A 19,200-nucleotide genomic window follows, 5' to 3' on the forward strand; every position below is an offset into this window, starting at 1 on the left:
GACGGTCCACGGCCGCCCCCGCCCAACCCAGCAGCGGGCGTCAGCGGATTTGCAGCCGGTGGACGCCTGCGTCGTCCGTGCCCGCGAACAGCCAGCGGCCGTCCGGGCTGATCGTCAGCGATCGGGCCGACAGGTTCTGCAGCCCGCCGGACACGTTCTCCCAGGTGCGCCCGCCGTCGCGGCTGCGCAGCACGCCGCGCCCGCCCTTGCGCAGCCCGTTCGCCGCGAACGTGGCCGTGGCCGCGTAGACGGTGTCCGGGGCCTTGGGCGACGTCGCCAGCGCGGACACGCTCATCGGCAGGCCGCCCGCGTCGGCGTCGCGGAACGTGCGGCCGCCGTCGTCGCTGCGGCGGATCGTGTCGCCACCGGCGATGATCCGCCGCCCGTCCACCGTGATCGCCGTGACCGGACCGGACAGCACCTTGGTGACCGTCGTGCCGTAGTCGTCGGAGCGGTACAGGCCGTCCGCGCCGCCGAGCCACAGCCGGTCCGGATCGGCGGGGTCCGCCGCTGCGGTAGTGAAGAGCTGGTCGTGGAACAGCTTCTTCCAGTGGGCTCCGGCGTCGCGCGTCACGTACAGGCCCTGCCCTTGCAGGCTCCAGAACGGGACGACGACCCGGTCGGACTCGGCCGGCCCGACGACGAGGTCGAGCGGGATCTCGCTGTCGACACCGCGCTGCTCCCACGTCGCGCCGCCGTCGGTGCTGCGGAGCACGAAGAAGGACGAGATCGCCGACGACTTGCGGATCTTCCACACCGTGCCCGGCCGCGACGGCGAGGCGGTGACCTGCGCGACGGCGCTGCCGTGGTGGGCCTCCTTGCCCGACAGCCCCCACTCGCTCGTCTCCGGACGGACGCGCCCGGCCGGCAGCGGCGTCCGGTAGGTGTCGTAGTCGGTGCCCGCGACCAGCATGGTGCGGCCTGAGGCGTCCCTGGTCACCGCCATGTCGTACACGGTGACGCCTTGGACGCCGACGCGTCCCGGCCGGTCGCCGGTGCGGAACATGCCCGCCCGCGCGGAGGTCAGCAGCAGCGAACCGCGGCCCCACGGCGCGATGTCGGTCTCGATGGCGCCGGTGACCGGCCCGGGCTGCGCGGCCCAGGTCCGGCCGTGGTCCCGGCTGATCATGTTGTCCGGGTAGTAGGTGGACACCAGGATGTTCCCGTCGCGCATCGCCATGTCGATCGCGCCGCCGACCTCCTTGCCGATGAGGTCCTGCCAGGTGGCGCCGCCGTCCCGGGATCCGCGGACGCGGTCGTCGCCGCCCAGGACGGCGATCAGCCCGCCGTCGGCCACCATCTTGTCGGTGTCGCCCTCGAACACCTGCTGGACGCGGGACGGCTCGCCGCGGACGAGGCCGCGCACCGCCCAGACCCCGCGCCGGGTGGCGACGTAGAGATCGTCGCCGCCGACCGCAGTCGAGATGACCTCGTCGCCCAGGCCGAGCGGGTACCGCGTCCAGGAGTCGCCGCGGTCGCGGCTGACCACCAGGCCGTCCGCGGTGACCGCGATCAGCGCCCTGGTCCGCGCGTCGGCGACGAACCCGGAGTACGCCGTGTCCGGCGCGGGCAGGGTGCGCCAGGTGCGGCCGGCGTCGTCCGACCGCAGGATCCTGCCCTGGTAGGTCGGGTCCTGTCCCTCCCCGTTGATCGCGTACCACATCCGCTTCGGCCACCGCGCGTCGATGATCATCTTGCCGGTGCCGCCGGCGACCGGGAGCCGGGTGCGCTGCGCCCAGGTCGCGCCGTGGTCCTCGGTCACCCAGGGGCCGGACTTGCCGGGCTGGTCCAGCGCGGCGACGGCGGGGTCGCGGGGCGTGGTGGCGATGTCGCCGGCCTCGCCGTTCGGCCCGACCGGGGTCCACCTCTGCCGTCCCGGCCGGCTGTCGTCGGCCGTGACCTCCCAGGTGGCGGCGCCGACCAGCCGCTGCCCGGCCGTCGCGGACGCGGTCGCGGCGAGGCGGTACACGCCGGCCTTCCGCCCGGTCAGGCTCGCGCGGTACCAGCGGCCGTGGTCCGGCTTGGTCCGCACGGTCGTCGGCCTGCCGTGCGGCGGGGTGACGGTGACGACCGGCGGAGCGGCCAGGTCCGCCGGACCGTACACGAACACCTCTCCGGTGCCGTCGCTCGGGTCGGGCGACGTCTGCACCACGAGCGGGCGGACGGACAGCAGGTAAGGGACGCGCACGTCCGGCGCTTCGTCGGCGTCCGCCACGATCCAGCCGGACAGCTCGGCGTCGCCGCCCGGCCGGTCGGCCGACACCGCGACGGAGACCGTCGCCTTGCCGCCCGCCGGGATGGTGGCCTGCGCGGCCGACAGCCTCACGTCCCCGGGGCTGCCGGGCGCCTTCTCCACCCGCAGCTTGACGCCGACCGGGCCGGAGCCGGAGTTCTGCAACGTCACCGTCCCGCTGCCGGACACCTTCGCGGCGCCCAGATCGGCCAGGCCCATCGACACCGCGGACGGCGAAGCGGTGACCGTGGCGCGGGTCGCCGCGTCGACGTCGAGCCGTCCCGCGCCCTGGTCGCGCGGCCCCGAACCAGCCAGGCCCTTCGCCGAGCCGGTGAGCGCGGCGCGCACCCACGCGGACGAGGCGCCGGGGTGCGCCTGCCGGACGAGCGCCGCCGCCCCCGCGACGTGCGGCGACGCCATGCTCGTCCCGGACAGCCGGTAGACGCCCGGCTTCCACTGCCCGACCGGCCAGGTGGAGCGGATCTCCACGCCGGGCGCGACGATCTCGGGCTTCAGCGTGTACCGCGAGGTCGGGCCGCGCGAGCTGAACGAGGCGAGCCGGTCGGTCATGTCCTCGCCCTGGAGCCTGATCCGCACCTTGCCCTTGGCGAGGTGGGCGGCGACCTCCCGCCACTGGAGCGGGTCGACGCCCAACACCACGATCTTGTCCATCCGGAAGCTGTCGCCCGACTGCAGGGTGCGGACGGGGACCTCCACGTCGCCCGCGTCCGGCCGCTGGGCGATCACCGGGCCGCCGCCGGACGTCGTGTAGGCCAGCAGCCCGATCGCCCCGCGCTCCTCGGCCAGCCGGGCCGCCTCCAGCATCCAGGGCTGCACGTCCTTGGGGCTGGTCGGCAGCAGCACCTTCATGGCGACGATCTTGCCGCGCACGTCGCCGGCGCGGTCGAAGTCGGCGGGCGCGCCCTCGCCGACGTCGACGAGCTCGCCGGTGGCCGGCTCGGCGGGCGGGTTGGCGCTGAACGGGACGCGGAACGACTGCAGCTTGTCCTTGACCGGCTCCACCAGCGAGGCCGCCGGGAGCCGGAGCCCGCTGGTCGACGCGCCCACGGCGAGGACGCCGTCGGCCGCCGCGGGCGTCCCGACCGTCTCCGCCGCCGGACCGCTGTTCCCGGCCGAGGCGACCACGACCACGCCCGCCTCGGCGGCGGCGGTCGCGGCCCGGCCGACCAGGTCGGTGCCGTCGCCCGTCCCGCCGAGGCGCAGGTTCACCACGTCGGCGCGGTGCGGGTTCGCGGGGTCGACGGCGGCCTGCAGCCCGGTCGCGATGTCGGACTCGTAGCCGCTGCCCCAGTCGTCCAGCACCTTGTAGGCGGTGAGGGTGGCGTCCGGCGCGACGCCGGTGACCGCGCCGGAACCGGCGACGATCCCGGCGACGTGGGTGCCGTGCCCGTTGTCGTCGGCGGGGTCGCCGTCGCCGTTGACGATGTCGAGCCCCGCCACGACCCGGTGCCCGGGGCCGAAGCCGCCGCCCAGGGACGGGTTGGTGTAGTCGATCCCGGTGTCGATGACGGCGACCGTCACGCCCGTCCCGCGGGTCGGGCGGCCCTTGGGATCGTCCCGCTTCCACACCTGGGGCGCCCCGACCAGGGGGACGCTGACGTCGGTGCTCATCCGCATCCGCCGATCCGGGCGGACGGCCCGGACGCCCGGCAGCCGGGCGAGCCGGCCGACGTCCGCGGCGGGAACGGTGGCGGCGATGGCGTTGACCTGGTCGGTCAGGGTGCGGCGCACGTCCACCCGGACGCCCGCGGACTCGGCGGCGGCCAGGGCGGCCCGCTGCCCGTCCCGCACGCGGTCGCGCTCCTGCGCCAGGGCGCTCGGGGCGAGGGCGCGGGGGCCGCCCGCGCCCTTGAGCGCGGCCGGGCCGGCCAGCTCGATCACGACGCGGGTCTTCGGAGCCGGCGCGTCGGCGGACGCGGGCGCCGCGGCCAGCGCCGAGCCGAGCAGGACGATGGTGGTCAGCGTCGCGATGACGCGCGTGCGACCGGAGGGCGGATGCTTCACCGTGGCCTCGTCTCTTGAACGTCTGACGGCTTTGTCCGTTTGGCGATCTTCGTCGGTGATCTACGTGTAACCGGGGGACGGTGCGCGAGGCAACGCTTTCCCGTGGCCGCTAGGAGACGGTGGCACAATGGGGCCACGACGAAGGTGGATCATGACCGGGAACCGCAGCGCGCTCGAAGCCGTCGGCGTGGACGGCTTCGACGAGGCCGTCTACCGCGCCCTGCTCGCCGGCCGCGACGCGAGCCCGGCCGACCTCGCCGACCGGCTCGGGGAGCGCACCGACCGGGTCCGCCGGGCGCTCGACAGGCTCCGCGGGCTCGGCCTGGTCAGCCGGCTGTCCGGGCGCCGCCTCCGGTACACCGCCGCAGCCCCGGAGACCGCGCTTGAGGCGCTGGTCCGCGGGCAGACCGCGCGGCTGCAGGAGGTCCGCACGGTCGCCGCCGAGCTCGACTCCGTGTTCCACAGCGTGTCCCGGGCCGACGACGCGGGCGCCATCGACCTGCTCAGCGGGACCGAGGAGCTGGGCCGCTGGTTCGTCCGCCTCCAGCACCAGGTGCGCGAGGAGATGCTCGTGCTGGACCGTCCGCCGTACGCGCTCGCGGCCACCAACCCGGTCGAGCCGGCCAGCCTCGCGCGCGGCGTCCGCTGGCGGGCGATCTACGCGCCCGAGGCGCTGGAGCAGCGCGGCGCCCTCGCCGAGATCGAGCAGCTGGCCGAGCGCGGCGAGAACGCCCGCGTCCTGCCGGGACTGCGCATCAAGCTGGCCATCGCCGACCGCCGCCTCGCCCTGATGCCGCTCGGCTTCGACCCGGACAACATGCGCCCCGTCCTGATCCGCGAGTCGACACTGCTCGACGCGCTGATCGACCTCTTCGAGCACTACTGGACGCGCGCGCTGCCGCTCAGCGGCTCCGGCGCGGAGAACCCGTCCATCGACCCCGACCTGCTCGCGCTCCTCCTCAGCGGCTTCAAGGACGACGCCATCGCCCGCCAGCTGGGCCTGTCCACCCGCACGATGCGCCGCCGCATGCGCCGCCTGATGGACGAGCTCTCCGCCGATAACCGGTTCCAGGCCGGCGTCCAGGCCGCCCACCGCAACTGGGTCTGACCCCCAACCCGCGTTTCGTAAGGTGGCGGACATGATCTACGCGGAGATCCCGTTGACCTCGGCCGTCCGGCGCGCGGTCGAGGAGGGGTGGGGAGTGGCGGGGGACGGGGAGGCGCGGCGCCTGCACGGCGGTGAGGAGTCGGCCGCGTACCGGCTCGGGGATCACGTCGTGCGGATCGGGCCGAAGTGGCGGGCCGATGAGGAGATCGAGTGGTGCCACGCGGTCGCCGGGCACGCCGCCAGGTTCCTGCCGCAGGCGGTCGCGCCGCTGTCCAGGCGCGATGGCGCCAGCGTCGTGCGCGTCGAGGGGCGGCCGGTCTCGCTGTGGCCGTTCGTCCATGGGCGCTGGCCGCGGGAGGACGAGCAGCACCTCCGGGCGGCCCGCCTGCTGGCTCGCCTCCACCGTGCCCTTTCGACCGCGGAGCCCGGCCCTCGCCCCGTCCGGGCCTTCGCCGAGTACGGCCTCTACGGAGCGGAGGACGCGGCCGCGGAGGGCGCGCCGGCGAATCCCGTCGAGCTCGCCGACCCGGCTCTCGACCGCTGGCTCGCGGAGTTCCACCGCTCGCATCCCACGCGGCACCCCCTGCACGGGGACTACTACGCGGGCAACACGCTGGTCCACGACGACGCGATCACCGCCGTCCTGGACTGGGACGAATCCTTCGTGGGCGCGCCCGAATTCGAACTGGCCGCCGCGGCGACCGAATGGGGCGACGACGAGCTGCGGCTGGTCAGGCGGTTCGTCGACGCATACATGGCGGAGGGCGGAACGGCGGGAGAACTCGACGACGAGGCCCTGGCTCAGCTCATCCGGCACAAGCTGCGCAGGGAGGCCGCCTACTTCCACTGGTCCGTCGACCGCGGTGTCGTGCACGACCAGGAGGACGTCGACTACCACCGCGACCGGGTCGGACTGTTCCACCGCCTTCGCCCCTGAGCGCCGACACGCGTTCCGGGCCGCGGGCGGGGAACGCCCATCACTACTACGGTTGTAGCAGGCCCGTTAGGGTCGGGTGGGACGGACAACGAGCGGAGGACCTGATGCCTTTCTGGGACAAGCTACGCGAGTCGACCCAGACCATGCAGTCGCAGCTGCTCAGCAGGAAGAACGATCTGAAGAGCGGCGCGTTCCGGGACGCGAGCATGGCGATGTGCGCGCTGGTCGCGGCGGCCGACGGCAGCGTCGACCCGTCCGAGCGGCAGCGGACCGCGTCGCTGATCGCGAGCAACGAGGTGCTGCAGAACTTCCCGGCGGACGACCTGCAGCGCCGCTTCAACGACTACGTGACGAAGCTGACCGCCGACTTCGACTTCGGCAAGGTCTCCGTCCTTCAGGACATCGGCAAGGCGAAGAAGAAGCCCGCCGAGGCGCGCGCCGTGGTCCAGATCGGCATCATCATCGGCGGCGCGGACGGCAACTTCGACGACAACGAGAAGGCGATCGTCCGCGAGGCCTGCTTCGCGCTCGACCTCAACCCGGGCGAATTCGAGCTCTGATCCGCGCGGCACGTCCGGGCGGCGCGTCCGGGCGGCGCGTCCGGGCCGTGTCCGGGCAGCGCGTCCGGGCGGCACGTCCGGTTACCCGGCGGCCAGCAGCGGCAGCAGGAACGACGCGAGCGCGTGGTCGAGCTGAAGGGTCGTCGCGGTCAGCGAACCGGTGAGGAAGCCGTTGCCCGTGAACAGCAGCGGGCCGGTGACCGCGTTCCTGGCCGGAGGCGTGCCCAGCAGCGCCTCGACGCGCTGGACGACGCCCGACTCCGCGAACGCGGCGGCCGGTCCGGCGGTGCGCGGGTGGGCGAGGGCGGCCTTGGCGATCGTGCGGGCGACGTAGGCCCGGTCGCCGACCGCCTCGGCCGCGTCCTCGTCGGCCCAGCGCTCCACCGCGAGGCGCAGCCGCTCGTCCAGCGGCCGGAGCGGCGGCAGCACCGCCGCGAGCAGCGCGCCGGACGCCGCGTAGCGGTGGTGCCGATGACGCAGGTGGGACGTCTCATGCTGCAGGACCACATGGAGCTCGCCGGCGGTGAACGTGCCGAGCATGCCCCTCGACAGCAGCACTCCCCCGTGCCGGCCGGGGACCGCGACGGCGATCGGGACGTCGGTGTCCAGCGGCTCCCGGGCCTGTGCCCGCGCGGTCCGCAGTTCGGACGCCCAGCGCGCGGCCGTCCGTCCGGCGAGAGCCAGCCCGGCCGCCGTCAGCAGCGCCGCCGGAACCCCCACGGCGCCGGGGACCGGCCTGTCGTCTCCGAACAGCGCCCATTCGGGGACGTGCGCGATGGCGGACGGCGCCAGCGAGGCCGCGTAGTTGATCGACACGAAGACGCCGGTGCCCAGCGCCGCCACCGCGGTCATCGCGGCCGTCATCGCCAGCAGCCGCGCCGACCAGGACGGATGCAGCGGTAACGGCACCCGGCCGAGCACCATGCTCAGCGCCGGCATGACGGCGAGGGGCAGGAAGGTGAACCAGTTCACCGGGACTCCCCCGGGTCGTCGAGCATCTCGCGCAACTGGCGCGCCTCCTCGCCGCTGAGCGTCCGGACGAACCGGTTCAGCACGCCGACGGGGTCGCTCGCGTGCCGCAGGTGCTCGCGCATCCGGCCCGCCACGAGTTCCGACTCGTCGACCGTCAGGTGGTACCGGTAGTGGCGGCCGGTCCGGGTCCGCGAGATGAGGCCCTTCTCGTGCAGGCGGTGCAGGATGGTGTTCACCGTCGTGTACGCCAGATCGTCGTCGAGCCGGGCCACCAGCTCGGCGGTCCTGGCCGAGCCGCCGAGCCCGGCCAGCGCGGCGAGGACCTCGGCCTCCAACTGCCCCAATGGTCTACGCGACAACGGCCTCACCCTTTCCTGCGCAGAACGTCGGGTTCCGGATAGCCGGGCCGCACGTGCTCGGCGGCGGTGGCGGACGCGTCGATCAGCCGCAACGCCCCGGTCGCCATTCAACTACACGTGTAGCAGGCTGCGGGAGTGGCGGGTGCGGGCGTCCGGCCGGTGGTCAGGTGTCCTGCGCGGTGATCCAGGTGGCGATCTGCGCGCGCGAGGAGTAGCCGAGCTTGGCGAGGATGTGCTCGACGTGCGAGTCGGCGGTGCGTTTCGCGATCGTCAGCCGCTCGGCGATGGCGCGGTTCGACAGGCCCTCGGCCACCAGCCTTGCGACCTCCAGCTCGCGGCCGGTGAGCGGCCCGTCCGGCGGCCCGCTGGACGCGGCGGCACCGGGCGGGGCCTCGCCGAGCGCGTCCTGGACGGCGTCCGCGAGGGGAAGGAGCCCGCCCTCCTCAAGGGCGGCACGGTAGCGCTCCTCCCCGAGCGCCTCCATCGCCCTGCCGATGTGCACCTCCCGCAGCAGCGCGTGATGCGGGCCGAACCAGGACGTCTGGGTGAACTCGCGGAGGCGGTCGGCGGCGCCCAGCAGCCTGACGGCGCGGACGGGCTCGCCCCGGCTGGACAGGCACGCGGCGATCGACTCCAGCGCCAGCGTCGTGCCCAGCCCGTCGTTCAGATCGCGCTTGATCCGCAGCGCTTCGCGGAGCCGCTCCAGCGACGCGTCGAGGTCTTCGGACAGCCACAGCGCGAGGCCGCAGACGAGCGTGCCGTAGGACCGGACCCACAGCTCGCCGCTCTCCTCGCCGGCGCGCGCCGCGCGGTCGGCGTGCGCGACGGACGCGGCGAAGTCGCCCCGGAACAGGTACGCGACACCGCGGAACACGTCGATGAGCAGGAAGAGCACATCGTCGTGGCCGGTGTCGCGGGACAGCTCGTCGGCGGTGGTGAGCAGCCGCAGCGCGAGGTCGAAATCGCCCGCGAACAGGGCCGTGATGCCCTGGGCCGCGTGGGCCAGCGCGATGCCGCCCCGGTCGTTCTCGGCGCGGCCCTGGGCCAGCGACCGGTCCAGCAGGCGGCCTGCCCCGGCCAGATCGTTCTGGAGTGTCATCGTCAGGGCGGCGACCGCGAGGACGCCCGACCAGCCCTCGCCCGTGGTGTCGCGGGCCTCCAGCACCCGGTCCGTCCACTGGCGGCCCTCGCCGACCATCCCGCGCAGCGCCCAGAACCGGCCGAGGGACTCCATCGCGTCCCGGAGCAGGCCCGCCTCGGCCGTCGCGACGGCGTCGCCCAGCAGCGCGCGGATGTTGCCGAGCTCGCGGTCGAACCATCCGAGCCAGCGGACCTGGGCCGCGCTCGGCAGCTCCCGGCCGGCGCGGCGCAGCAGACCGGCGTACCAGGCGAAGCAGCGGCGCCGGAGCCGGTCCGCCCCGCCCAGCTCGGCGAGCCGCTCCGCGCCGTACTCCCGCAGCGTGTCGAGCATCCGGTAGCGGGCCTCGCCGCCGCGGTCGGCGCGCTGCGCGATCGACTTCTCGACCAGGCCCGTCAGGGCCTCGACGATCACCTCGGGCGGCAGCCCGTCGCCGGAGCAGACGCTCTCGGCCGCGTCGAGATCGAAGCCGTCGGCGAACACCGAGAGCCGCGCCCACAGCAGCCGCTCCTCGGGCGAGCAGAGCTCGTGGCTCCAGTCGACCGCGGCGCGGAGCGTCTGATGGCGCCGCACGTTCGTGCGCCTTCCGCGGACCTGGAAGAGGTGGGTGCCGAGGCGGCCCAGCACCTGGTCCAGCGAGAACGCCCGCAGCTGGACGGCCGCCAGCTCGATCGCCAGCGGGATCCCGTCGAGCCGGTCGCATAACCGCGTGGCGGCGTCGCGGTTGCCGTGCGTGAGCGTCCATCCCTGGACGGCCGCGGCCGCGCGCTCGGCGAACAGCCTGACCGCGTCGCACTCCGCACCGTCCGGGCCGTCCGGGCCGCCGCCGTCCGGAAGGCCTTCCCGCCGGGCGGTCGGTGGGTCGTCGGAGGGGCCGTCCGCGGCGGAACCCGGATGGCCCAGCGGCGCGACGACGACCGTGTGCTCGCCCATCACGTCCAGCGCCTGACGGCTCGTCGCGAGGACGCGGAGCCCGGCCGCGGCCCGCAGCAGGGCCTCGGTCAGGATGGCGCACTCGTCCAGCAGGTGCTCGCAGGTGTCCAGGACGAGCAGGAGCCGGCGGTCGGCGAGATGCTCGGCGAGCCGGACCGCGGCCTCGCCGTCCTGCGCGGTCAGCCCGAGCGCGTCGCAGATCGACTGCGCCAGCAGCGACGGCTCGGTGAGGCCCGAGAGGCCGACGAAGTACACGCCTTCGTCGAAGCCGTCCCGCACCAGGGTCGCGGCGCGCACCGCGAGCCTGGTCTTGCCGACGCCCGCGGGCCCGATCAGCGTGACCAGCCGGTGCTCGCCGATCAGCCGGCGGAGCCGGTCGAGCTCCGCGTCCCGGCCGATGAAGCTCGTGAGCTCCGCGGGGAGCCTTCCCGTCTGTCGTTCGAGCGTCGCGTTCGATGCCACGGCTGCCTCCGAGTCAGCTCCCGCCGGAAGCCCGGCTACCAGGACATCTGGATTGTATTCACTGCGCCACGCAGAGCGACCATGATCGCCTGGTTCTCCGTCGCCCCGCGATCGGGGAGGAGGACCCGCACGCGTTCGGCCGCCTCGGAATCGGTAGCGACATCGGTTTATTGACCGATGCGCGCCTACCGCGCCCCCACCAGGATGGGCATCGGCCGGAGGAGGCATGGGTCGTCCTTGTTCGGAGGGGACGAGGCCACCAGTCAAGGACGCGATCTCGCGCGAGCCTGGGGCGGCACGGCCGAAGGGAGCAGGCCGATGGCAGCCAGGACGCACAGCCCGAGCGGGGATCTGTACAGCTGGGACGTCCGCTGCCGGGACGCGAGGCGCGCCGGGCCCGGTGGGATCAGCGCCGATCGGCAACGAGCGGTGGAGGCCTTGACCGATGCGCTCTCCGGCGAGCCGACCGGCGCGTCGGGGGTGGTGTGGGTCGTCCGCCTCAAACAGGGCCGTCACCCCGAGTACTTCTACGACGGCCTCATCGCCAAAGGCTCCTACGACCCGAGGTCCGGCGCGATCACCGTCGACACGGCCCCGCCGCCGTGAATTCGGCGGACCGGCGCGTCGAGGCGGGGTTACGGTAGCGCCATGACCTCCGGCTACTCGGGCACCCCGCTCGGCAGGAAGATCGGCGTCAAGCCCGGCCACCGGGTGCGCCTCACCCACCGCCCGGACGGGTGGACCATCCCCGATCTCCCCGCGGACTGCGCGCTCTCCGACGGCGGAACGGCCGACGCCGACGTCACCGTGTCCTTCTACCGGGCATTCGACGACCTGGCCGCCGAAGGGCCCGGGCTCGTCCAGGACCTGGCGGACCAGTCCGCGCTCTGGATCGCGTGGCCGCGGCGGGCCGCCGGGCACGACAGCGACATCACCGAGAACGGACTGCGCGACCTGTTCCTCCCGATGGGCGTGGTCGACGTTAAGGTCGCCGCGCTGGGCGAGGACTGGTCGGGACTCAAGTTCGTCCGCCGCAAGGAGAACCGGAAACCTCGCTCGTAGGCCCGCTCAGGAGAGCAGTTCGGCGAACCGGGCCATTTCGGCGGGCGGGTCGATCACCGGCTGGATGACCAGCTCGTCGATGCCCGCCCGTTCCAGGGTGGCGATGCGGGCGCGGAGGTCGTCGCGGGTGCCGACCAGCGCCAGGGTGTCCATCAGCGAGGGCAGGACCAGGTCCCGGTCCTGCGGCGCGATGCGTCCGAGGTAGCCGGGGTAGAGCTTGATGTGCCGGTCCGGGGCGGAGGCGGTGGTGCCGCGACGGTCGAGGAGCCGCTCCACGGCCTGGCGTTCCTCGGGGCCGAGCTGGCCGGCGAAGGCATCCGGATCGGCGGCGGTGTCGGCGGCGAACGCCAGCAGCGACAGGACGATCTGGCCCGTCGCGTCGCGGGCCGCGACGCCGTGGGGGTCCTCGTCCTCGTCGAGCAGGTGGAGTGGGGCGACCAGGTAGGAGTCCGTGCGGGCGTCGGGGCCGCGGGGTGCGGCCGGGGCGGCGTCGCGGCGGGCGCCGTGCAGCGCGTCCCAGGCGGACGGCTCCAGCAGGCCGTAGGACATCAGGCCGGTGCCACGGCGGCCGGCGACGGCGGCGGCCTTCGGTCCGAGGAGCGCGGCCACGACGAACTCGATCGGGTCGGCGGTGTTCACGTGCGTCCAGGTGTGCAGGAACCGGATGTCGCGGACGCGGTCGCCCTCCCGGTACTCGGTGGAGCGTCCCGCGCACAGATCCTGCAGGGCGGCGATGAAGGTCTCCATGGTGGCCGCCGTCGTCGGGCGCATGCCCAGGGTGCGCCGAGCGGTGTTCCCCGTCCCGACCCCGCAGATGATCCGGCCGGGCGCCAGCGCGTTGAGGCTGGCGAGCCCGCTCGCGGCGGCCGGGGCCGACCGCAACGCCGGTGAGGTCACGCCGACGCCGAGCCTGATGTGCCGCGTGGCCTTCGCGCACAGGCCCAGGGCGACGAAGGGGTCGCCGTGCACCATCGGGGTGTCGTTGACCCAGAAACTGCGCAGGCCCAGCTCCTCGGCCAGGATGGCGAGATCGTCCACCCCGGGCTGTGCGGGGACCACAACGCCTGCACGCATCGGAACCTCCAGCACTGCAACGGATCGGTCTTGCACCCCAGGCTGACAGGTCCCGGCCCGTCCCTGCCCGCGTCCCGGAAAGTAGGCCCCCGCACCGCGGGCGGGACGGACGGGAGGCCGCCGGGGGCGGGGGCGATCACCAGTGTCGGTGGGATCGCGTTTAATCGAGGGGTGGACGTGAGAGAGCGCATCGCCGAGCTGGCCGCCGAGGTCAAGCGGCTGAACGACCTGTACTACGGCACCGGCGACAGCCCGCTGCCGGACGCCGACTACGACGCGTTGAAGGACGAGCTGGCGGCGCTGGTCGCCGAGCACCCGGAGCTTGAGCCGGCCGACAGCCCGCTCGGCAAGGTCAACGCGCCCGCCGCGCTGGCCGGCCCGACCGTGCGCCACGCGCGCCCGATGCTCTCCCTGGGCAAGGCGACGGGCGAAGAGCAGATCCGCACGTTCTGCGAGCGGTTCGGCGGCCAGGTCTTCCGCGTGTCGGAGAAGCTCGACGGGCTCTCGCTCAGCATCGTCTACACCGGCGGACGGCTCGACTACGTCGCCACGCGCGGCACCGGCGCCGTCGGCGAACTGGTGACCGAGAAAGTGCGCCATGTGATCCCGGGCCTGCCGGCGGAGATCGCGGCGGCCGGGCGCGTCGAGGTCCGCGGCGAGGCGGTGATGCTGCGGTCGGTGTGGGCCGCCTACAACGCGGCATATCCGGACAAGCCGTTGACCAACCCGCGCTCAGGCGCCGCCGGGACGCTGGTGCTGAAGGACCCCGCGGCGGCCGCGGAGGCCAGGCGGGTGCTGCGGTTCTTCGCGTTCGGCGCCGACCGCGACGGCGTCGCGCTGGAGATCCCGGCCGGTTTCGAGCCGGTCGCCCAGTACGTGTGCGCGGACGTCGACGAGGTGCTGGACGCGATCCACGAGATCGGCGGCCGCCGCGACGGGCTGGACTACGACATCGACGGCGCGGTCGTGCGGCTGCACGAACCGGCGGCGTTCGACGCGGCAGGCTTCAACAGCGCCGAGCCGCGCGGGGCGATCGCGTTCAAGTACCCGCCGGAGGAGAAGCTGACCACGCTGCTGTCGGTCGAGTGGCCGGTCGGCAAGATCGGCCGCGTCCCGCCGCGCGCGAAGGTCGCGCCGGTGTTCGTCGGCGGCGTGACGGTGGAGAACATCACGCTGCACAACCCGCGGCTGATCCGCGAGCGCGACCTGCGGATCGGCGACACGGTCGCGGTCGTGCGGCGCGGCGACGTGATCCCGTTCGCGGGCCGTTCGCTGCCGGAGCGGCGCGACGGGAGCGAGGTCGAGATCGTCGCGCCGGAGCACTGCCCGTCGTGCGGCTCGGAGCTGGAGGTCCGCGGCGCCGGCGAGGAGCGCTGGTGCGTGAACCTCCAGTGCCCGGCGCAGGCGACGCGACGGCTGATGCACTGGGCCTCGCGCCAGGCCGCCGACATGGAGGGCGTCGGCGACACGTGGATCGAGAAGCTCGCCGAGGACGGCGTCCTCAGGCGGCGCAGCGACTTCTACGACCTGACCGCCGAGCAGCTGCTCGGCTACGAGCGGATGGGCGAGGTCAGCGCCCGGAACATGGTCGACTCGATCGCGTCGTCCAAGGGGATGGGGCTGCGGCGGGCGCTGATCGGGCTGGCGATCCCGATGGCCTCCGAGGGCACGGCCAAGCGCCTGTGCCTGGCCGGGTACCGGCGCATCGAGGACGTCGCGGCGGCGACGGCCGACGACCTGGTGGCGATCCGCGACATCGGGCCGAAGGTCGCCGAGAGCGTCGTGGCCTTCTTCGCCCGCCCGGACGTGCAGGAGGAGATCACGGCGCTGCGCGAGCGCGGCGTCGACCTCGACGTCCTGGACGAGGACCGGCCGGTCGACGCGGCCGCCGCGGGCGACTCGCCGCTCAAGGGCAAGTCGGTCGTGATCACCGGCGCGTTCACCGACCCCCGCTCGGGCGCGAAGATCAGCCGTCCGGACGTCACCCGCCTGGTCGAGCAGGCCGCGGCCACGACGGCGTCGTCGGTGTCGGCCAGCACGGACTACCTGCTCGCCGGCGAGAACGTCGGCGCCGCCAAGACCGGCAAGGCCGAGAAGCTCGGCGTCACGGTCGTCGACCAGGACCAGCTCTGGCGCTGGCTCGCCGAGGCCGGCGTCGCCTGACCACGCCGGACACACGCGGTACGCGCACGCAGCACGCGCCACACGGCGCGCGCCAGACGGCACGCGCGACGCGCGGCGCGCGGAATCCGTCGAACGATCGAGAGGCTCGGTGGTGACCTCGCCGGGTGGTGGAGCTCGGCGGCCGCCGTCGGCTGGGCTGGGCGGGGGTCAGCCGGGGGCCGGGACGGTTCCGGCGAGCGCGGCAGTCGCGTCGGCGACCGTGCCGATCTCGGCGAAGACCGTGCCCATCAGGCGCAGGCTGTTGAGGTGCAGGTCGTCGATGTATCCGGCGACGGTCTCGCGCGCCACGATCACCCGCAGGTCGTTGAAGAAGGCCTGCCGGACGGTCGACTCGACGCAGAAGTCGGTGCGCACCCCCGCCACCACCAGCGTCCCGACGCCGAGGTCGTGCAGGAGCCCGTCCAGGCCGGTGCGGTGGAAGGCGTCGAAGCGGGTCTTGATCACCTCGTGGTCGTCCGGCGCGCGGTCGAGGCCGGCGAGGAGCTCGGCGCCCCAGGTGCCGCGCCGCAGGCCCCGCGTGCGCAGGAACGGGCTGCGGTCGGCGAGCAGGCCCACGTCGGCGTCGCCGTCCCATTCCATCCGCACCCAGATGACGGGCCGGCCCGCGGCGCGGGCGGCGGCGGCGAGGACGTTGACCTGCCCGACCAGCTCGTCGAGATGCGAGACGCGGAGCCCGGCCTGGGCGAACACGCCGTCGGAATGGCAGTAGTCGTTCTGCATGTCGATGACGAGCAGGGCCGTCTGCGCCCCCGTGGATCGTCCCTGTGCCGGGCTATTCACCGCGCTCCGCCATGTAGGTCTCGTACTGGTCGCCCAGCAGCGACCTGATCAGCGCCGTCGCGGCCTCGGACGAGCCGGCCTTCTCGCCCGTGCCGTAGATCAGCCGCGAGAGCTGGGACAGCAGGTACGGGTGCAGGCCGAGCAGGAACAGCGTCCTGAAGTCGCGGTTCAGAATCGCCGTGCGCTCCTCGTCCGTGAGCGGGTAGCCGTCCAGCACCTCCTTCTCGGCGGACTCGAAGCGGGCCCGCAGTTCGCGGTCCCATTTCAGGTCTTGGACGAGGTCGTTGGTGCGCAGCAGCGGATCGAAGTGTTCGAGTGCCATGTCCGGTGCGTCCATTCGGGTAGTTCGTCGGGTCAGGGCAGGTCCCAGCGGACGGCGCCGACGCCGCACCGCCATTCCGGGACGGCGGCGTAGCCCAGGGACCTGCAGGGGCGCGGGCCGATCGCGCCCATGACGACCGTCCAGGAGAGCAGTTCCGCGGTGCCGCCCGAGCCGGCCTCCTCCATGCGGTCGAACGTGCCCTCGGCGAGGATCTTCTCGTGGTCGCCCTCGACGAGGAGGTCCAGCCACCAGCGGTCGAACTTCTCGTCGATCTCCAGGTAGCGCGGCCCGCCGGGCTCGTGCGACAGGCCGCCGGAGCCGAACAGGCCGACCCGCAGGCCCGCGGGGAGTTGGGTCCGGATGGCGTCGCCGAGGGCCGCGCCGAACGCGTAGCAGGCCTGCTCGTCCGGGATGGGCGGGACCGTGCAGTTCTGCAGGACGGGCACGACCGCCACCCCGGCGTCGACGAGCCCGGCGAGGGTGATCGGCACGGAGAGGTTGTCGTCGTAGCGCAGGTTCTCGCGGACGGCGCGGACGCGCGGCCCCGCGTCCGTGCCGCTCCGGCTGGCGTCCTTGACGCTCTGGTACAGGACGTCGGCCACGTCGGGACGGCCGGGCACGGCGTAGTCGGCGACGCGCAGCCAGGGCTTGAACCACTCGTCCGGGCCGGTGTGCCGTTCGGCGAGGCCGAAGGTGAAGTCGGGGTAGTCGCTGACCGCGGCGTTCTCCACATGGTCGTTGCCGATGATCAGGAGCACGTCGGTGCGGGACCGCACGACGGCGTCGTGGATCTCGGCGTAGGCCGCGCGGACCGTGTCCCGGTCGGCCTCGGGCGCCTTGTCGAACCAGCCGGTGAGGCCTGGGGTGTGGCTCGCGGCCACGGCGAGGCTGATCTCAGCCATCATTCCTCCGTCCGGGAAGGGTGAGCGGTCTGGGCGGGCGGGCGCCGCAGGCGGAGCGCGATCGCGTCGGCGGCCCGCTCGGCGGCGAGCGCGTGGAGGCGGCGTCCCTCGTCGGCGCCGGCCGCGGCGGGGTCGCCGAAGTAGCCGTCGGGGGTGACGCGGCGGGCGGCGTCGAAGCCCTGCCGCCAGGTGGCCAGGTCGTCCGCGCCGAGGCCGCTGGGTTCCAGCCGGGCGCGGACGTCCTCGCGCACCAGCTCGGGGCAGGAGTGGATCATCAGGGACGTCTCCCAGCGTCCGGCGTGCACGTCGGCCGGGCCGGGCGGCGGGGGCTCGTCCGGGCCGTACAGGGTCAGGCACGGGTCGTCCAGGGCGAGGCCGATGCGCCGGGCCAGCGCGGGCTCGGTGACGAAGCTGGCGTCCGCGGGCGTGCGCTCGCGGGCGGCCCGCACACCCTCGTGGATCGTGCGGTTGTGCAGGGCGTCGCCGTGGCCGGAGAAGCAGAACACGTGCCGGAACCCGTCGCGCGCCATGCCGCCGAGCAGGTCGACCATGACCTCCCGCATCAGTTCCGGGCGCACGCTGTAGGACGCGGGGAAGGACCCGGAGACCACGTTGACGCCCCAGTAGTACGGGGGCATGATCAGCGCCTGGACGCCGCGCTCGGCCAGCAGCGCCTGGACGGCGCGCAACCGGGCGACCGGCACGTAGACGTCCGTCCCGGTCGGCAGGTGCGGGCCGTGCTGTTCGATCACTCCGAACGCCCACAGCAGCACCGCTCCCGACTTGGCGGCCCGATCGACCTCGTACCAGGTCAGCTCCGCCAGCGTGCCCGCGAAGACGTCGCCCCCGGCCACGGCCGCCGATCCCTGCGGTCGGTGTGCCGGGTCCGGGTTCGCGGTGGGGGCGGCGGCCGGGCCGGTGGCGGCGGTGTGCGGTGGTGAGCTCATGATCGTCCCGAGGGTCCTGGTGGCGTCACTTGGCGAGCAGGTCGTCCAGCGGACGGGTGCTGTCGATCAGCCCGGCGTCGACGGTCAGCTGGGCCAGCGGGGCGATCTCGTTCCGTCCGGCCTCCGGGTTCCAGCCGGGCAGCGTGACCTTCTCGCTGAGGCCGGCGTCCAGCTTGAGGTAGCCGTTCAGCGCGGCGCGGGCCTCGGCCGGGTGGGCCTGAGCGTAGCTCAGGGACTCCTTCAGCGCGGCGGTGAAGCGCTTCACGACCTCGGGGTTCTTGGCCGCGAACTGCTTGGACGTGAACCATCCCGCGAACGGCAGGTCCCGGCCCATGCTGGCGTAGCTGACCGGAAGCGGCTTGGCGCCCTGCCCCTTGGCGATGGAGATGAACGGCTCGCTCATCATCGCCGCGTCCACCTTGCCGGCGTTCAGCGTCTCGGGCATGTTCGGGATCGGGACCTCGACGAGCGAGACGTCCCCGGGCGCCAGCCCCTGCTTCTTGAGGCTGGACGTCACCGCGACCTCGTTGATCCCCTTGAGCGTGTTGATCGCGATCTTCTTGCCCTTGAGGTCGGCGATCCCCTTGATCGCGGGGTCGCGGGCCATCAGCTGCCCTGAGCCGTCGTCCAGCACGTCGCCGGACGCGCGCGCCCCGACGGAGACCATCGTCACGGGGATGCGCTTGCCCTGGGCGATGAACAGGCTGACCAGGTTGGAGTAGCCGAACTGGAAGTCGCCGCTGACCACCGCCGGGACGATGGCGGCGCCGCCCTGCGCGCTCTGCGTGGTGACCTTCAGCTTGTGCCGGGCGAACACGCCCTTCGAGATGCCGAGCTGCACCGGCGCGATGTCGATGATGGGGATGACGCCGAGCTTCACCGCGGCCGTGCCGGAGGCGCTCACCTTCGCGTCGTCTCCGCCGCCGCAGGCGGTGAGGGGCGTCAGGGCCAGCGCCACGATGGCCGCGACGGCGGTGCGGCGGCGGACCGGGCGTCCGCGCCGGTCGCGGTGGAGAAGGGTCATCTCGGAGCTCCAGAAGGAATGAGGTGGTGCGCGAGGCGAGCGCGAGGTCATCGATGTGGTCCGGCGCGGGTGCGGGACCTTGATCGCGGCGGCGAGATCACCGCTGGTGGGACGTGTTCGTTCCACCCAAACCTAATCCACCTAATGCATATATTCAATAGATCGAAACTACCTGTTT

16 protein-coding genes are annotated in these 19,200 nt (G+C 73.6%); 6 read left to right on the forward strand and 10 right to left on the reverse strand.

Annotation, left to right across the window (positions count from 1 at the left end; all coding sequences use genetic code 11):
• Positions 1 to 40 precede the first annotated feature (40 nt).
• A complete protein-coding gene (locus tag ACH34T_RS12405) occupies positions 41 to 4,258 on the reverse strand; it encodes a S8 family serine peptidase (RefSeq protein WP_395992203.1) in 4,218 nt (1,405 codons plus the stop codon).
• Between the two features lie 151 nt (positions 4,259 to 4,409).
• Between ACH34T_RS12405 and ACH34T_RS12410 the strand changes: the two genes are divergently transcribed.
• The 3 genes from ACH34T_RS12410 to ACH34T_RS12420 all read left to right on the forward strand — a co-directional run bounded on the left by ACH34T_RS12410 (position 4,410) and on the right by ACH34T_RS12420 (position 6,863).
• Positions 4,410 to 5,366, forward strand: coding sequence for a TrmB family transcriptional regulator (locus ACH34T_RS12410; RefSeq protein WP_395992204.1), 957 nt, complete (start codon positions 4,410 to 4,412; stop codon positions 5,364 to 5,366).
• Positions 5,367 to 5,397: 31 nt separating this feature from the next.
• A complete protein-coding gene (locus ACH34T_RS12415; RefSeq protein ID WP_395992205.1) occupies positions 5,398 to 6,303 on the forward strand; it encodes a phosphotransferase enzyme family protein in 906 nt (301 codons plus the stop codon).
• A 104-nt stretch (positions 6,304 to 6,407) separates the two neighbouring features.
• On the forward strand, positions 6,408 to 6,863 hold the full coding sequence (locus tag ACH34T_RS12420) for a tellurite resistance TerB family protein (protein ID WP_395992206.1): 456 nt from the start codon (positions 6,408 to 6,410) through the stop codon (positions 6,861 to 6,863).
• Between the two features lie 81 nt (positions 6,864 to 6,944).
• Here ACH34T_RS12420 and ACH34T_RS12425 read toward each other — a convergent pair whose 3' ends face one another.
• From ACH34T_RS12425 to ACH34T_RS12435, 3 genes are all read right to left on the reverse strand, one after another.
• Positions 6,945 to 7,835 (reverse strand): M56 family metallopeptidase, encoded by an 891-nt coding sequence (locus tag ACH34T_RS12425; protein ID WP_395992207.1) that lies wholly within the window; start codon positions 7,833 to 7,835, stop codon positions 6,945 to 6,947.
• On the reverse strand, positions 7,832 to 8,179 hold the full coding sequence (locus ACH34T_RS12430) for a BlaI/MecI/CopY family transcriptional regulator (RefSeq protein WP_395992208.1): 348 nt from the start codon (positions 8,177 to 8,179) through the stop codon (positions 7,832 to 7,834). The genes ACH34T_RS12425 and ACH34T_RS12430 overlap by 4 nt, the downstream gene beginning before the upstream one ends.
• A gap of 178 nt (positions 8,180 to 8,357) precedes the next feature.
• Entirely contained in the window at positions 8,358 to 10,727 is a 2,370-nt protein-coding gene (locus ACH34T_RS12435) for an ATP-binding protein (protein WP_395992209.1), read from the reverse strand.
• 318 nt (positions 10,728 to 11,045) lie between these two features.
• Between ACH34T_RS12435 and ACH34T_RS12440 the strand changes: the two genes are divergently transcribed.
• Positions 11,046 to 11,333, forward strand: a complete 288-nt coding sequence (locus tag ACH34T_RS12440) for a hypothetical protein (protein WP_395992210.1) — start codon at positions 11,046 to 11,048, stop codon at positions 11,331 to 11,333.
• A 42-nt stretch (positions 11,334 to 11,375) separates the two neighbouring features.
• Complete coding sequence (locus tag ACH34T_RS12445; protein ID WP_395992211.1) at positions 11,376 to 11,789, forward strand: hypothetical protein; 414 nt, start codon at positions 11,376 to 11,378, stop codon at positions 11,787 to 11,789.
• Positions 11,790 to 11,795: 6 nt separating this feature from the next.
• On the opposite strand, the gene ACH34T_RS12450 is transcribed toward ACH34T_RS12445, so the two are convergent.
• On the reverse strand, positions 11,796 to 12,863 hold the full coding sequence (locus ACH34T_RS12450; RefSeq protein ID WP_395992212.1) for an LLM class flavin-dependent oxidoreductase: 1,068 nt from the start codon (positions 12,861 to 12,863) through the stop codon (positions 11,796 to 11,798).
• Between the two features lie 171 nt (positions 12,864 to 13,034).
• Between ACH34T_RS12450 and ligA the strand changes: the two genes are divergently transcribed.
• The gene (gene ligA / locus ACH34T_RS12455; RefSeq protein ID WP_395992213.1) at positions 13,035 to 15,026 is read left to right on the forward strand and encodes an NAD-dependent DNA ligase LigA; all 1,992 of its coding nucleotides are present in this window, start codon (positions 13,035 to 13,037) and stop codon (positions 15,024 to 15,026) included.
• Positions 15,027 to 15,194: 168 nt separating this feature from the next.
• Here ligA and ACH34T_RS12460 read toward each other — a convergent pair whose 3' ends face one another.
• The 5 genes from ACH34T_RS12460 to ACH34T_RS12480 are packed head-to-tail and all read right to left on the reverse strand — an operon-like array spanning position 15,195 to position 19,022.
• On the reverse strand, positions 15,195 to 15,827 hold the full coding sequence (locus ACH34T_RS12460) for a cysteine hydrolase family protein (RefSeq protein WP_395992214.1): 633 nt from the start codon (positions 15,825 to 15,827) through the stop codon (positions 15,195 to 15,197).
• The gene (locus ACH34T_RS12465; protein WP_395992215.1) at positions 15,820 to 16,149 is read right to left on the reverse strand and encodes an extradiol ring-cleavage dioxygenase; all 330 of its coding nucleotides are present in this window, start codon (positions 16,147 to 16,149) and stop codon (positions 15,820 to 15,822) included. Before ACH34T_RS12465 ends, ACH34T_RS12460 begins: the two co-directional genes overlap by 8 nt.
• A 32-nt stretch (positions 16,150 to 16,181) precedes the next feature.
• Positions 16,182 to 17,051, reverse strand: a complete 870-nt coding sequence (locus tag ACH34T_RS12470) for a hypothetical protein (protein WP_395992216.1) — start codon at positions 17,049 to 17,051, stop codon at positions 16,182 to 16,184.
• Entirely contained in the window at positions 17,051 to 17,998 is a 948-nt protein-coding gene (locus tag ACH34T_RS12475) for a creatininase family protein (protein ID WP_395992217.1), read from the reverse strand. Before ACH34T_RS12475 ends, ACH34T_RS12470 begins: the two co-directional genes overlap by 1 nt.
• A gap of 25 nt (positions 17,999 to 18,023) precedes the next feature.
• A complete protein-coding gene (locus ACH34T_RS12480; RefSeq protein ID WP_395992218.1) occupies positions 18,024 to 19,022 on the reverse strand; it encodes an ABC transporter substrate-binding protein in 999 nt (332 codons plus the stop codon).
• Positions 19,023 to 19,200 lie beyond the last annotated feature (178 nt).

The organism is Actinomadura sp. 9N215 (assembly GCF_044326345.1).
GTDB lineage: Bacteria > Actinomycetota > Actinomycetes > Streptosporangiales > Streptosporangiaceae > Spirillospora.

What these genes read in the sequence shown, in the direction of transcription:
- ACH34T_RS12470 (WP_395992216.1), bottom strand. Translation starts at nt 17,051, where the DNA reads ATGGCTGAGATCAGCCTCGCCGTGGCCGCGAGCCACACCCCAGGCCTC.
- ACH34T_RS12410 (WP_395992204.1), top strand. Translation starts at nt 4,410, where the DNA reads ATGACCGGGAACCGCAGCGCGCTCGAAGCCGTCGGCGTGGACGGCTTC.
- ACH34T_RS12480 (WP_395992218.1), bottom strand. Translation starts at nt 19,022, where the DNA reads ATGACCCTTCTCCACCGCGACCGGCGCGGACGCCCGGTCCGCCGCCGC.
- ACH34T_RS12415 (WP_395992205.1), top strand. Translation starts at nt 5,398, where the DNA reads ATGATCTACGCGGAGATCCCGTTGACCTCGGCCGTCCGGCGCGCGGTC.
- ACH34T_RS12445 (WP_395992211.1), top strand. Translation starts at nt 11,376, where the DNA reads ATGACCTCCGGCTACTCGGGCACCCCGCTCGGCAGGAAGATCGGCGTC.
- ACH34T_RS12440 (WP_395992210.1), top strand. Translation starts at nt 11,046, where the DNA reads ATGGCAGCCAGGACGCACAGCCCGAGCGGGGATCTGTACAGCTGGGAC.
- ACH34T_RS12450 (WP_395992212.1), bottom strand. Translation starts at nt 12,863, where the DNA reads ATGCGTGCAGGCGTTGTGGTCCCCGCACAGCCCGGGGTGGACGATCTC.
- ACH34T_RS12420 (WP_395992206.1), top strand. Translation starts at nt 6,408, where the DNA reads ATGCCTTTCTGGGACAAGCTACGCGAGTCGACCCAGACCATGCAGTCG.
- ACH34T_RS12465 (WP_395992215.1), bottom strand. Translation starts at nt 16,149, where the DNA reads ATGGCACTCGAACACTTCGATCCGCTGCTGCGCACCAACGACCTCGTC.
- ACH34T_RS12475 (WP_395992217.1), bottom strand. Translation starts at nt 17,998, where the DNA reads ATGAGCTCACCACCGCACACCGCCGCCACCGGCCCGGCCGCCGCCCCC.